General features: G+C 72.0%; 13 protein-coding genes. 9 read left to right on the forward strand and 4 right to left on the reverse strand.

Annotated features, from left to right (window positions below; genetic code table 11):
* Positions 1–205: 205 nt before the first annotated feature.
* The 7 genes from AB852_RS25610 (at position 206) to AB852_RS25640 (ending at position 6,365) form a co-directional block, all read left to right on the forward strand.
* The gene (locus AB852_RS25610) at positions 206–1,573 is read left to right on the forward strand and encodes an aspartate aminotransferase family protein (protein ID WP_073792554.1); all 1,368 of its coding nucleotides are present in this window, start codon (positions 206–208) and stop codon (positions 1,571–1,573) included.
* Positions 1,573–2,760, forward strand: coding sequence for a mandelate racemase/muconate lactonizing enzyme family protein (locus tag AB852_RS25615; protein ID WP_073792555.1), 1,188 nt, complete (start codon positions 1,573–1,575; stop codon positions 2,758–2,760). Before AB852_RS25610 ends, AB852_RS25615 begins: the two co-directional genes overlap by 1 nt.
* A 55-nt stretch (positions 2,761–2,815) precedes the next feature.
* Positions 2,816–3,661 (forward strand): amidohydrolase family protein, encoded by an 846-nt coding sequence (locus AB852_RS25620; RefSeq protein ID WP_073792556.1) that lies wholly within the window; start codon positions 2,816–2,818, stop codon positions 3,659–3,661.
* A gap of 69 nt (positions 3,662–3,730) precedes the next feature.
* Positions 3,731–4,555, forward strand: coding sequence for an SDR family NAD(P)-dependent oxidoreductase (locus AB852_RS25625; protein WP_073792557.1), 825 nt, complete (start codon positions 3,731–3,733; stop codon positions 4,553–4,555).
* Positions 4,556–4,598: 43 nt separating this feature from the next.
* Complete coding sequence (locus tag AB852_RS25630; RefSeq protein WP_073792558.1) at positions 4,599–4,799, forward strand: hypothetical protein; 201 nt, start codon at positions 4,599–4,601, stop codon at positions 4,797–4,799.
* Entirely contained in the window at positions 4,796–5,761 is a 966-nt protein-coding gene (locus tag AB852_RS25635) for a GNAT family N-acetyltransferase (RefSeq protein WP_073792559.1), read from the forward strand. The genes AB852_RS25630 and AB852_RS25635 overlap by 4 nt, the downstream gene beginning before the upstream one ends.
* Positions 5,762–5,867: 106 nt before the next feature.
* On the forward strand, positions 5,868–6,365 hold the full coding sequence (locus tag AB852_RS25640) for an FxLYD domain-containing protein (protein WP_073792560.1): 498 nt from the start codon (positions 5,868–5,870) through the stop codon (positions 6,363–6,365).
* A gap of 24 nt (positions 6,366–6,389) precedes the next feature.
* Here AB852_RS25640 and AB852_RS25645 read toward each other — a convergent pair whose 3' ends face one another.
* Positions 6,390–7,139, reverse strand: a complete 750-nt coding sequence (locus AB852_RS25645; protein ID WP_245876915.1) for an SDR family NAD(P)-dependent oxidoreductase — start codon at positions 7,137–7,139, stop codon at positions 6,390–6,392.
* A 51-nt stretch (positions 7,140–7,190) separates the two neighbouring features.
* Here AB852_RS25645 and AB852_RS25650 point away from each other — a divergent pair, with 51 nt between their 5' ends.
* On the forward strand, positions 7,191–7,808 hold the full coding sequence (locus AB852_RS25650) for a MarR family winged helix-turn-helix transcriptional regulator (protein ID WP_079184916.1): 618 nt from the start codon (positions 7,191–7,193) through the stop codon (positions 7,806–7,808).
* Positions 7,809–7,919: 111 nt separating this feature from the next.
* Here the strand turns inward: AB852_RS25650 and AB852_RS25655 are convergent, their stop codons facing one another.
* From AB852_RS25655 to AB852_RS25665, 3 genes are all read right to left on the reverse strand, one after another.
* Complete coding sequence (locus AB852_RS25655; RefSeq protein ID WP_073792563.1) at positions 7,920–8,435, reverse strand: GNAT family N-acetyltransferase; 516 nt, start codon at positions 8,433–8,435, stop codon at positions 7,920–7,922.
* A 264-nt stretch (positions 8,436–8,699) separates the two neighbouring features.
* A complete protein-coding gene (locus AB852_RS25660; protein ID WP_073792564.1) occupies positions 8,700–9,068 on the reverse strand; it encodes a MerR family transcriptional regulator in 369 nt (122 codons plus the stop codon).
* Between the two features lie 81 nt (positions 9,069–9,149).
* The gene (locus AB852_RS25665) at positions 9,150–10,175 is read right to left on the reverse strand and encodes an MDR family NADP-dependent oxidoreductase (protein ID WP_073792565.1); all 1,026 of its coding nucleotides are present in this window, start codon (positions 10,173–10,175) and stop codon (positions 9,150–9,152) included.
* 704 nt (positions 10,176–10,879) lie between these two features.
* On the opposite strand from AB852_RS25665, the gene AB852_RS25670 reads away from it, so the two are divergent.
* Positions 10,880–13,207: a chitinase C-terminal domain-containing protein gene (locus tag AB852_RS25670; protein WP_073792566.1), complete on the forward strand. Its 2,328-nt coding sequence runs from the start codon at positions 10,880–10,882 to the stop codon at positions 13,205–13,207.
* Positions 13,208–13,227: the final 20 nt, after the last annotated feature.

The following is a 13,227-nucleotide window of genomic DNA, read 5'->3' on the forward strand; positions in this document are numbered from 1 at the left end:
GCGCTCGTAATCTTCAGGAACTGTTCTGCACAGCAGAACGGTGTTCTGAAAAACTCGCACCATGTGACACCCCATCTGTACGGCAACCCGTACAGACCGAACCGAAGCACTCTTCCTGCGGCGACTGCCGGGCGGATGGCGCCAGGGTTCGGAGGCCGGGCAGGGCCTCCGGAGCCGACGACTCTCGACGCAAGGAGCAAGCACCATGAGTTCAGGCCCGGACCTCACCTCCGGAGCCCGGATCGCCGAGCGCGCCCGCAAGGTCGTGCCCGGCGGCGTGAACAGCGGCCAGCGCAGCGTTCCCGGACTGGCCGATCTCGTCGTCACCGCGACCTCCGGCGCACGCTTCCGGACCGCCGACGGCCGTGAGTTCACCGACTTCCACTCGGCTTTCGGACCCCCGCTGCTCGGCCACAACGACCCCGACGTGGCCCGCGCCACCGCCGAGGCGGGCACCACCCTCGGGCATATGGGCGTCGGCGTCACCGAGGGCGAGGTCGAGCTGGCGGAACAGCTCACCGAACTGATCCCCTCCGTGGAGAAGGTGCTCCTCACCAGCACCGGCAGCGAGGCCACCTTCCACGCCCTGCGGGTCTCCCGCGCCGCCACCGGCCGCCGCCTCGTCGTCAAGTTCCAGGGCTGCTACCACGGCTGGCACGACTCCGTCAGCCTCAACGTCATCTCCGCGCCCGAGAAGGTCGGCGGGCACGACCCCATCTCCACCGGCATCCTCCCCGAGGTCCTGGACGCCACACTCGTCCTCCCGTTCAACGACAGCGAGGCCGTCCGCCGGACGTTCGCCGCGCACGGCCAGGACATCGCCGCCGTCATCGTGGAGCCTGTCCCCCACAACGTCGGCGCCCTCCTCCCGTACCAGGAGTTCCTCACCACCCTGCGCGAGGAGACCGCCAAGGCCGGCAGTGTGCTCGTCTTCGACGAGGTCATCACCGGCTTCCGGCACGCCCTCGGCGGCTGGCAGCAGCTCAGCGGGGTCACCCCCGACCTCACCACCCTCGGCAAGGCCATCGCCAACGGCGCCCCCGTCGGCGCCATCGGCGGCCGCGCCGACCTGATGGACCTGTTCTCCACCCGGCCCGGTGCCCCCGCCTTCTTCGCGGGCACCTACAACGGCCACCCGTCCGTGGTCGCCGCCGCCCTCGCCACCCTCCGCAAGCTGCGCGAGGAACCCGTCCACGAGCATGTCTACCGGCTCGGCGCCCGGGTCCGCGCCGGACTCGACAGCCTGTACACCCGCCTCGGTGTCCCCGCCGTCGTCACCGGCCACGGCTCGGTGTTCGTCACCTACTTCATGCCGGGCGACGCGCCCCGCACCTACGACGACCTCCTCGCCAACGACGCCGCCCTCTTCGTCGGCTACCGCCGCCGACTCCTCGACCACGGGCTGTTCGAGCTGCCGCTCAACCTCAAGCGCAGCCACATCAGCTACGCGCACACCGACGCGGACGTCGACCGGCTCCTCGAAGGCACCGAGGCCGCCGTCCAGGCAGTCCTCGCCGAAGGCGGCGCCCGCGACCTGGAGAACGCCTCCACCATGGGCGGGGCGGTCCGCTGATGCTCACCGTCGACACCACCCGCCCCGCCGGTCCCGCCGGCCGGATCACCCGGGTCGAGACCCTGATGCTGGGCACCGCCTGGCGCGACTTCGGCTACGTCCGCGTCCACACCGACGAGGGACTGTCCGGCGTCGGGGAGATCACCCACCCCTACCGCGGCGCCGAGGTCTGCGCCCTCACCGAGTCGCTGGGCCGCCGCCATCTGATCGGCGCCGACCCCTTCGACATCGAGGAACTCTGGCTCCGCGTCTACCAGGGCGACTTCCTGCGCGGCGGTGACATGGGCGGCATCGCCCTGTCCGGCCTCGACCAGGCCATGTACGACCTCATGGGCAAGGCCCTCGGCGTCCCCGCCTACCGGCTCACCGGCGGCGCCTGCCGCGACAAGGTCCGTGTCTACGCCAACGGCTGGTACAACGGCGAACGCGACCCCGAGGTCTTCGCCGCCAAGGCCCGGGCCACCGTCGAGAAGGGCTTCACCGCCCTCAAGTTCGACCCCTTCGGCCCCGGCCTGCACGAACTGGAACGCGCCGAACTGCGCCGCTCCCTCGATCTGGTGGCCGCCGTCCGCGAGGCCATCGGTCCCGGCACCGACCTCTTCATCGAGGGCCACGCCCGGTTCGCCATGCCCACCGCGAGCCGGCTCGTCCGCGAGCTGGAGCCCTTCGACATCGGCTGGTTCGAGGAGCCGATGCCCTGGACCCATATCGAGCGCTACGCGGAACTGCGGCAACGCGCCGCCTTCCCCCTCTCCGGCGGCGAGCACTTCCACAACCGCTACGAGTACAAGCAGCTCTTCGCGACGCACGCCGTCGACATCGTCCAGCCCGACCTCTCCATGGCCGGCGGCTTCACCGAGGTCCGCAAGATCGCCGCCATCGCCGACAGCCACGGCATGCTCGTCGCCCCGCACAACTCCAACTCGCCGCTGTGCACCACCGTCTCCGTGCACGCCGGCCTCGGCATCCCCAATCTGAAGATCCTGGAGACCTTCGACGGCCTCCTGGAGGACCATGTCTTCCAGGCCCTCAAGGGCACCCTCCCCATCGAGGACGGCCACATCGGGCTGCCCACCGCACCCGGGATCGGTGTCGAACTCGTCGACGAGGTCTTCGCGGAGCACCCCCCGACCCACCGCTTCTGGAACATGTTCGAGGACGGCTGGGAGAAGAGGAACCGCACATGAACCAGCACCGGCGCCCCCGCGCGCGGTCCGGTGCCGGCGCGGGGAGGCGGCAGGCGTGATCACCGACGTCCACTCGCATCTGTTCCGGCACAGCCACGACTTCACCGACCCGTTCGCCTCCGACTCCGCCCGCGCCCACGCGGGCGAGGTCGACCTCACGGTGAAGTGGGAGGAGTACGCGGCCACCGCACCCGACGGCACCCGCACCATCGTCGTCGGCGGCAAGGCCCGCCGCAGCGGACTGTGGGTGGACGACACGGCCGTCGCCGCCTACACCGCGGCCCGCCCCGACCGGCTGATCGGCTATCTGTCGCTCGACCCCACCCAGCCCGGCTGGCGGGACGAACTGCGGTACGGCCACCAGGAACTCGGACTGCGCGGCATCAAGCTCATGCCGATGTACGCCGGTTTCGACCCCGCCGACGAGGCGTACGACGAGCTGTACACCTACGCCGAACGGCACGGACTGCCGCTGCTCGTCCACACGGGCACCACCTTCGTGTCGGCGGCCCCGCTGGAGTACGCGATGCCCCGGCATCTCGACGCCGTCGCCATCCGCCACCCGGAGCTGCGGATGGTGCTCGCCCATCTGGGACACCCCTTCGAGGGCGAGTGCATCGCGGTCGTCCGCAAACACCCCCATGTGTACGCGGACATCAGCGCCCTGCACTACCGCCCCTTCCAGCTCTGGCACAGCCTGCGGCTGGTCCAGGACTACGGCGTGTGGGACAAGCTGCTGTTCGGCAGCGACTACCCGTTCACCACCGTGGACGACTCCGTCGCCGGACTGCGGAAGGTCGCGGCCGTCCCCGGAATCCCGGGTCTGGACCCGCTCGACCGGGACGAGGTGGAGAAGCTGATCCACCGGGACGCCCTGCCCCTGCTCGGCCTGTCGGGCTGAGCGCCGCCGGGGCGGACCGCCACCGCGCGCCCGCCCCGGCACCCGTACCCCAACCGAGGAACGATCCCCATGCACCGATTCAGCCTCGCGGGCCGTACGGCCCTGGTCACCGGGGCCGCCCGTGGTCTCGGCCGGGCCTTCGCCGTCGGCCTCGCCGAAGCGGGCGCCGACCTCGTCCTGGTCGACCTCCCGGACGCCCCGGGGCTGGCACGGACCGAGGCGGCCGTCCGCGCCCACGGGCGCCGCGCCCATGTCCACACCCAGGACCTCGCCCGCACCGGGGAGCTGTCCGCGCTGGCCGACCGCGTCCGCGCCGACCTCGGCGGCCCGCTGCACATCCTCGTCAACAACGCGGGCACCGCCGCGCTGGAGCGCTACAACACCATCACCCCCGAGTCCTGGCAGCGCGTCATGCGGGTCAACGTCGACGCCGTGTTCTTCCTGTCCCAGCGGATCGCGGAACACATGGTCGCCGACGGGGTGCCGGGCCGCATCATCACCGTCACCTCCAAGAACGCGCTGGTCGCCGAGGCCGGGCTCGCCCACTACAACGCGTCCAAGGCCGCTGCCCAGCTGCTCACCGAGACCCTCGCCGTCGAGCTCGCCCCGCACGGCATCACCGCCAACACCCTCGCACCCGGCATGGTCGAGACCCCCATCGACGGGGAGTTCCCCTTCGACCGCGAGGAGTTCGAGGCCGCCTACCGCGCACGTATCCCGCTCGGCCGCTACGCCGACCCCGACGAATGCGTCGGCGCGCTGCTGCTGCTGGCCTCCGACGCGGGCGCCTATCTCACCGGCACCCGGCTCGTCGTGGACGGGGGAGTGCTCGCCGACCAGATGCCCCGGATGCGCTTCATGCCGCCGTACCGCAACACCGTCCCCAGACCCTGACACCGTCCGCCCCCGCGCGGACCGCGCCGCCCCGGAGGAACCAGTGGAATCGCACGGCAGCACCGCCCGACGCAAGCTGCTCCGCGTATCGGTCACCGCGGAGGCCGCCACGGTGGTGGTCGTGGCGGGGTACCGGCGGGCGGGGGACGGCCGGTCGTTCACCTGCGTCGAACACGGCACCCGCCGCACCGCCCTGCCCGGGACCGGCCCCGCCGCACACGCGGACGGGAACGTCCGCACATGATCCGCACCGCCCGCCCCGGCGACGACGACGCCCTTCTGACCCTGTGGGCCGAGTGCTTCCCCGGCGTCCGTCGGCTGCCCGCCCTGCACGCCCTCGATCCCGGCCGGTACCACCGCACCTTCGTCGCGGCCCGCGCCGACGGCACCCTCGACGCCGTGGTCGTGTACGTGCCCCGCAGCGTCCGCGACGCGAACGGCACCCCGCACCGGATCGGCGGCATCGGCTCCGTCGCCACCCGCCCCGAGGCCCGCGGCCGGGGACTGGTGCGCGCCCTGCTCTCCGCCGCAACCGACACCATGACCGACGAGGGCTGCGCCTGGTCCCTGCTGTTCACCGGCACCCCCGGTGTCTACCGGGGCTCCGGCTGGACGGAGTTCGCCCGCCCCACCACCGAGGGCCGACTGGCCGCACCGCACACCGTCCCGTCCGCACCCGGGGAGACACCCACCCCGCACCGGGTACGCGCGGTCACCCCCGCCGACACCCCGGCCCTGGCCCGCCTCCAGTCCGCGTACAACGCGACCCGGCCGCTGACCGCCGTACGCGGCCCCGACGACTGGCGGGTCCGCGTCCCCGCCCTGTACGCCCGGCCCTGCTGGTCCCTCCTGGCCGAGGACCCCGCCGACGGCACGCTCACCGGCTGGCTGGTGGCCCGCCCGGCGGCCCCCGGCCGGACCGACGTCCTGGAGACCGCGCTGCACCCCGGCCACCCCGATGCCCTCGGCGCGCTGTACACCGCCCTCGCCGACCGGGTCCGCGCCGCCGGGCACACCCGGGTCCGGGTCCTGCTGCCGCCGTCCCCGGCCGTCACCGAGGCCGAACCCCGGCTGCTCGCCCCCGGTACCGTCACCACCGGCGCGGACACCTCAGGAATGGCCCGCCCGCTGCTCGCCCCGCGGGCCGCCGTGACCCGCACGGTGACCGCGCCCGGCGCCGCGCACTGGTACGGCGACTCGTTCTGACCCGTCCGGGCCCGCCCGCCGCTCACCCGTCCGGCGGCCCGGACATGCGGGCCGCGGCCGTGCGCCCTTGACTTGGGGCACTGACCGGCTGCGCGGAAGGCGGAACGTGAACGGGTACTGGAAACGGACCGCCGCCGGGGCGGCCCTGCTGACGGGACTGACCGTCACCCTCACCGGCTGCTCCGACGACGGCGGCACCCCCGCGAGCACGGTGTCGAACGCCGCGTCCGCCGTGGCGTCGGTCGGCGCGTCGCTGGCCTCGTCGGCCGCCGACTCCGTCTCCGCGGCGGCGGCCGACGCGCAGAAGAAGCTCGACGACATCACCGACGGCGTCGACGCCCGGGACGAGGTGACCCTGTCCGGCCGCGCGGCCGACGACGGAGGCCGCGCCACCGTGCCGTTCACCGTCCGCAACACCGCCGACTCCGCCAAGTCGTTCGGCGTGCAGGTCAACTTCAAGGACGCGGACGGCAATCTGGTCGACACGGTCGTCGTCAGCGTCACGGATGTCGCCGCCGGCGCCACCAAGGACGCCACCGCCCGCGGCACGCACCAGGTCTCCGGCGAGGTCACCGCCGAGGTCGCGACCGCGGTCCGCTACTGACCGGCCCCGGCGGAGCCGGAGCGCTCAGCCGGGGGTGTACGCGCCTCCGTTCACATGCAGCACCTGACCGGTGATGTGCCGCGCCGACGGCGAGGCCAGGAACGCGACCGCGCCCGCGATGTCCTCCGGGGCGCCCGCCCGTCCCAGGGCCGTGGCCGCGATCAGGGAAGTACGGCGGTCCGCGTCGAGCCGGTCCCGGAAGAACCCGGTGTCACCGACGTAGCCCGGCGCGACGACGTTCGCCGTGATCCCGCGTGGACCGAGGTCCCCGGCCAGCGAGAGGTTCCACGCCGTGAGCCCCGCCTTGGCCGCGCCGTACGAACCGGCGCCCTGACCGGCGGCGATCGAGCCGATATGGATCACCGAACCGCCCTCACCGAGCCGGTCCTCCAGCGCCCTCGTGGTCAGGGCGGCGCTCACGAGATTGGCGTCCAGATTGGCCCGGAACGCCGCGGCGTACCCGGCGAGGTCCGCCGCGTCGGCACCGTCGAAGTCGGTGTTGCCGCCCGCGTTGTTGACCAGTACGTCGAGCCGCCCGGGGAACTGGGCCGCCAGCCGTTCCACGGCCCCGGGGTCGCTGTGGTCGCAGACCAGCGCCCGGGCCCCGGTCTCCTCGGCGAGCGACTGGAGCGGGCCCGCCCGGCGACCGGTGACCACGACGGTGTGCCCCTCGGTGGCGAAGTGCTGTGCGATCGCCCGGCCGATGCCGGTGCCACCCCCGGTGACCAGGACGGTGCGTGCCGTACCGCGTGTCATATGCTGTGCCTCCACCATTTCGTTAAGGTCTAAATTCAGGTCTAAATATTAAGCATGGGGAGAGGCGTCATGGCAAACGACAAGACGGGGGAGCAGGTACGGCATCCGGGTGACCAGGGCGCGGATACCAGGAATGCCGCGGATGCCGCAGGCGGAGGAGGCGGCGCCGCTGTGCCGGACATCACCGCTGCCTGGGCACGGGAACTCCCGGAGGTACCGGTCGCCTCCATCGGTATCGTCACCCCGGTCTGGCAGCTCGCCAAACTCTTCGGCGACGAACGCCGCCGGGTCCTCGCCCGCCTCGGGGTCGACGCCGCCACCCTCGACCTGCTCAGCGTGCTGCGCAGGGGTGGTCCGCCCTACACGCTCACCACCCGTGAGCTGGCCCGCCGCTCCCTGGTCACCGCGGGGGCGGTCTCCCAGCGGGTCGCGCGCGCCGAACGCGACGGACTCGTGGTCCGGGACAACGGCCGGGGGCGTCCCCGTACCGTCGAGGTGACCCTGACCCCGGCCGGACACGAACTGGTCGAGGCGACCGTCGGTCAGGTCCTGCGCCGGGAAGCCGAACTCGTCGCCGGTCTCGGCGCCGAACAGCGGGACCTGCTGACGGACCTCCTCGGCGTCCTGCTGCGCGGCGTCCAGACGGATCTGGGGGACGACCGGATCACCCACGTCGGCCTGGAGTGACCCGTGCGGTCCCCGGGAGGCCGGCTGGGCGCCGGGCCTCGACCGTCGGTCTCTGGGCCGGGACGCGGCGCGGCCCAGGGACGGTCCGGCGACGTCGGCCCGACCGGTGCGCTAGATCCCGAAGGGCGGCGCGTAGCGCACGGTGCCGCTCGGCAGTGGGTGCTCCGGGTCGAGGGCCAGGGCCATCAGGGCCTCGTCGGGGACGTCGATCGTGACATCGATCCCGTGCTCCGACGCCCGGCCGAAGCCGAACCTCGGGTAGTACTCCGGGTGCCCGAGGACGACGACGAACCGCTCCCCGAGGAGGGCCGCCGCCGCGAGCGCGGCACGGGTCACCGCCGTGCCCGCCCCGGTGCGCTGGTGGGAGGGGAGCACCGCGACCGGCGCCAGGCACAGCGCGGGGGTCACCCCGATATGGCAGCGGGTCAGCAGCGCGTGGCCGACGGGCTTCCCGTCGGCCCCGGCGGCGACCAGGGACAGCCCGTCGATCCACGCGGGATCGTCCCGCAGCGCGTCCACGAGATCCGCCTCGGAGGCGGTCTCGAAGGCAGCGACGTTGATGGCGCGGACAGCGGTGATGTCCTCACCGGTCTCGACGCGGGTGATCCAGGAGCTGTGCGTATTCATGAAGGGCTGCGTTCCGCTTTCGGCTGGTACGGGCAGGAGGAAACATGTCCGCAGGCATGCTCTCACCCCGGCCCCCGCCGCCCCCGCCGCCCCGCGCCGTCCACCCCGGACGGCCGGTCCGCGCCGGTCCGTGCCGTGCGGGTCCGTGCCGCGCGGGTCCGGTTGCGCCACCGGTCCGGTTCCGCCGCTGGCCCTCCGCACGTCCTCCGTCCCGCGCCGCTTCGCTCGCGGGGAGACCGTACGGCTTCTTCCGGGTGCGGCGCCTCAGCCGCCACCGGTTTGCCGCGCCAGGCGTTCACGCAGCTCGGTCAGCCGGGCTATCTCGGCGTCGAGGGTCGCGAGCCTGTTGCTGACCACCGCCGAGCGCGCCCCGTCGGGTGCGGCGGCGTCGCACCGGGGCGGGGGGTTCATGGTCAGCTGATGGAGCCGGTGGGCGCGGCGGCGCAGATCGTCGACGGTGAGCCCGAGGCCCAGCAGATCGCGGATGACCCGGACCCGCGCGACATCGGCGGGCCCGTACACGCGCTGTCCCGCGAGACTGCGGACGGGCGGGGGTATCAGCCCGCGCTGCTCGTAGAACCGCAGTGCCCGGGGCGTGGTCCCCGCCGCCTGTGCCGCTTCACCGATCCGCATCCCGCGCCACCCCGTCCCGCTCGGACCCTGTTCCCATGACGTGCCGTCGGACCCGCACCGGTCCCGTGGGTGTCCGCGCCTCTAGAGTTCCACGACGACGGCCCCGAAGTACCGCCCTTCGATCAGATCGGGCAGTGCCCGGGGCGCGCGGTCCAGACCCGCGATCCGGGTGTGCGGGAAGCTCAGCTCGCCCGAACGCAGCCAGCCGCCGAAGCGCCGGGTCCACTCCGCGTCCACCTCGGGATGGTCCGCGCCCCGGTATCCGCGTACCGAGACGCCCCGCACGACCAGGCGGAACGTGTCCAGCGGCACCGGCGCGCTGCCACCGCCCCGCTCCGGCGACAACTGCCCCGACAGCGCGCCGACCAGCGCGAACCGCGCCCCCGGCCGGGCCGCGCCGAGCGCCGCGGCCAGCTGCTCCCCGCCGACGGTGTCCAGCAGGACGTCGATCCCGTCGGGCGCCGCCCCGGCGAGCCGCTCCGCGAAGGAGCCGGTGCCCCGCAGCACCACCGCGTCGTAACCCAGTTCGGACACGAGCCGCGCGGCCTTCTCCGGTGAACCGGTGCTGCCGATCACCCGCCCGGCACCCAGCACCCGGGCGATCTGCCCGGCCAGCGAACCCACCGCCCCGGCCGCTCCCGTGACGAGCACGGTGTCGCCCTCGCGGACACCGGTGAGCCGGGTCAGCGCCCCGTAGGCCGCCGCTCCCGGTGCCAGTCGGGCGACCGGGTCGGGCAGCGTCCCGTCCAGTAGGGCGCACTCGGCGTCCGCCACCAGGGCGTGGTCCCGCCAGCCGAGGAGATGCGAGACGGTGTCACCGACCCGCATCGGGCTGCCGGGCGGGACGGCCACGACCTCACCGACCGCGGGCCCGAAGAGGGTGTCCCCGCCGCGCAGCGGGGGCAGCGGTACGCCGTCGATCTCGTCGCCCATCAGGGTACGCAGACCGGGGAAGACCAGGAAGTACCGGTTGCGGACCAGCACATGGCCCGGTCGGAGCACCGGCATCGGTGTGTCGACGACGGCGAGGTGTTCCGGTCGGGGCAGCCCCTCGGGGGTGGCGGCGAGCCGGATCTCACGGTTGGTGCGGGGCAGGACGGCGGTCATCTCAGCGACTCCCGGGGCAGGTTCGGGACAGCGGGACAGCGGGACGGCTGGCGGCCCGCTGCCGGAGTGCCGTGACGCTAACCCCTGACCCGCAAGTCAGGGGCAAGGTCCGCAGGTCAGGGTCAAGGCCGCGAGGGCCGCGGCGGACGAGGAGAGCCTGGTGAAAGAGGGGCGCGCCCGGCCGGGACGGGGCCAGGGCGGGCGACAGGTGACAGGTGGGCCGACGGGGAGCGGCGGCCGTCCAGCCTCCCCCGAAGTGGAGCCCGCGACAACGGAGTCGCCCGTCCGGTGCCGGGTGTCGTGGACCCACCCGTCGGCGGGTGATCGATGAGAGTTCTCTCAGCCTCCGGATGGTTCGTCCCGGTGCCCGAGGACGTCACGCCGCCCTTGCCCGGGGCGGTGGGGCACGGCCCCTCGCGTGACCTGCGGGGCCCGGCGCCGACACCTCCCGCCGGATAGCCGCCCTGAGCAAAACTTGCGGAAAGGTCCAGACCTATTGACCGTGTTGGTCTAGTCCTCTTAAGGTCTGGCCACTACGCCACCCAGCGTCAGCCACCGCGCTACCCCAGCGTCAAGTGGCGTACTCCCTCCGTTGTTCCGGCCCTCGGCACCCCAGCCCAGGGCCAACGCGTCAACCCCACACGCGTGTTGCACATCCCCGCGCTCCCCGGCGGAGCACGGACCCCCACCAGGAGGATCTGAACGTGCTGTCTTCCAGAAAGGCCAAGCCGGCGCTCTTCGCCGCCGGTGCGGTCGCGATCGGCGCGATGCTCGCCGGAACCCTCACTTCCGGCGTCTCCCAGGCCGCGCCGCAGGAGAACTGTCGCCCCGACGGTCTCTACTCCACGCCCGGTGTCGACGTCCCTTACTGCTCGGTCTACGACACCGAGGGCCGCGAGAAGATGGGCGCCGACCACCAGCGCCGCATCATCGGATACTTCACCAACTGGCGTACCGGCAAGGACGGCAGGCCCGCCTTCCTCGCCAACAACATCCCGTGGGACAAGATCACCCACATCAACTACGCCTTCGCCGGGATCGACTCGGCCAACAAGATCTCGATCGGCGCCGACACCGCGGACAACCCCAACACCGGGATGACCTGGCCGGGTGTCGCCGGTGCGGAGATGGACCCGTCGCTGCCTTACAAGGGTCACTTCAACCTGCTGAACAAGTTCAAGAAGCAGCACCCCGATGTGAAGACCCTGATCTCCGTCGGAGGCTGGGCCGACAGCCGTGGCTTCTACTCGGTGGCCACCAACGCCGACGGCTCGGTCAACCAGGCCGGTATCGACACCTTCGCGGACTCCACCGTCGCGTTCCTGAAGAAGTACGGCTTCAGCGGTGTCGACATCGACTACGAGTACCCCACGTCGATGAAGGACGCGGGCAACCCCGACGACTGGACCATCGCCAACGCCCGGCGCGGCGGTCTCGTCAAGGGCTACGCCGCGCTGATGAAGACGCTGCGTGAGAAGCTCGACCGCGCGAGCGCCACGGACGGCAAGCACTACATGCTGACCGTCGCCGCCCCGTCGTCCGGCTATCTGCTGCGCGGCATGGAGACGTTCCAGGTGCAGAAGTACCTGGACTACCTCAACATCATGTCGTACGACCTGCACGGCACATGGAACGAGCACGTCGGTCCGCAGGCCGCGCTGTACGACGACGGCAAGGACTCCGAGCTCGCGGGCGCCAACATCTACGGCACCGCCCAGTACGGCGGTATCGGGTACCTCAACACCGACTGGTCGTACCAGTACTTCCGCGGTTCGATGCCCCCCGGCCGGATCAACATCGGTCTGCCGTACTACACCCGCGGCTGGAAGAACGTCCAGGGCGGCACCGACGGGCTGTGGGGCAAGGCCGCGGCCACGACCTGCCCGGCCGGTTCCGGTCTCACCAAGTGCGGTGACGGCGCGGTGGGCGTCGACAACGTCTGGCACGACAAGGACACCAGCGGCAAGGAAGCCCCCGCCGGGTTCAACCCGATGTGGCACGCCAAGAACCTCGAAAAGGGTGTCGTCGGCGACTACATGACGAAGTTCGGTCTCCCGGCCGACACCCAGCTCCAGGGCAGCTACGTCCGCAAGTACGACAACACGCTCGTGGCGCCGTGGCTGTGGAACGCCCAGAAGAAGGTCTTCATCTCCACCGAGGACGAGCAGTCCATCGGCGCGAAGGCCGACTACGTGGTCAACAAGGGCCTCGGCGGCACCATGATCTGGGAGCTCGCGGGCGACTACGACTGGAACGCGGCCAAGGGCCAGTACGAGGCCGGCAGCACGCTGACCAACCTCATGTACAACAAGTTCAAGGCCGCCCCCGGTTACGGTGCGAAGAAGTCCAACATCGCGCTGCCCACCGAGGCCGTCAACGTGGACGTGGACTTCGGCGGCTTCAAGCTGGGGGACCAGAACTACCCCATCAGCCCGAAGCTGAAGATCACCAACAACACGAAGAGCGCGCTGCCCGGCGGTACGGAGTTCCAGTTCGACTACGGGACCTCCGCGCCGAACAACGCCAAGGACCAGTCCGGCTTCAACGCCACGGTCATCCGCAGCGACCACACGGGCAACAACGTCGGTGGACTCAAGGGCGACTTCCACCGGGTCTCCATGAAGATCCCGGCCTGGCAGTCGATCGCCCCGGGTGCCTCGATGGAGCTGGACTTCGTGTACTACCTCCCCGTCTCCACCCCGTCCAACTGGACCGTCAAGATCGGCGCCAAGACCTACGGTCTGGCCGGTGACCTCACCCGCGGCACGACGGTCGTCGAGCCCGACGGCTCGGGCACCACGACCGGCGGCACCGGTGGTACGGGCGGCAACGGCGGTAACGGTGGCAATGGCGGCAACGGCGGTACGGGTGGCACCTGCACCGCGGCCCCGTGGAACGCCACCACCGAGTACCCGGGCGGCGCCACCGTGAGCCACGGCGGCAAGCAGTGGAAGTCCAAGTGGTGGACCCAGGGCAACGCGCCCGGCACCACGGGCGAGTGGGGCGTCTGGCAGGACCTCGGTCCCTGCTGATCACCCCTCCCTGAACCGGA

Source organism: Streptomyces uncialis (assembly GCF_001905345.1).
Lineage (GTDB): Bacteria > Actinomycetota > Actinomycetes > Streptomycetales > Streptomycetaceae > Streptomyces > Streptomyces uncialis.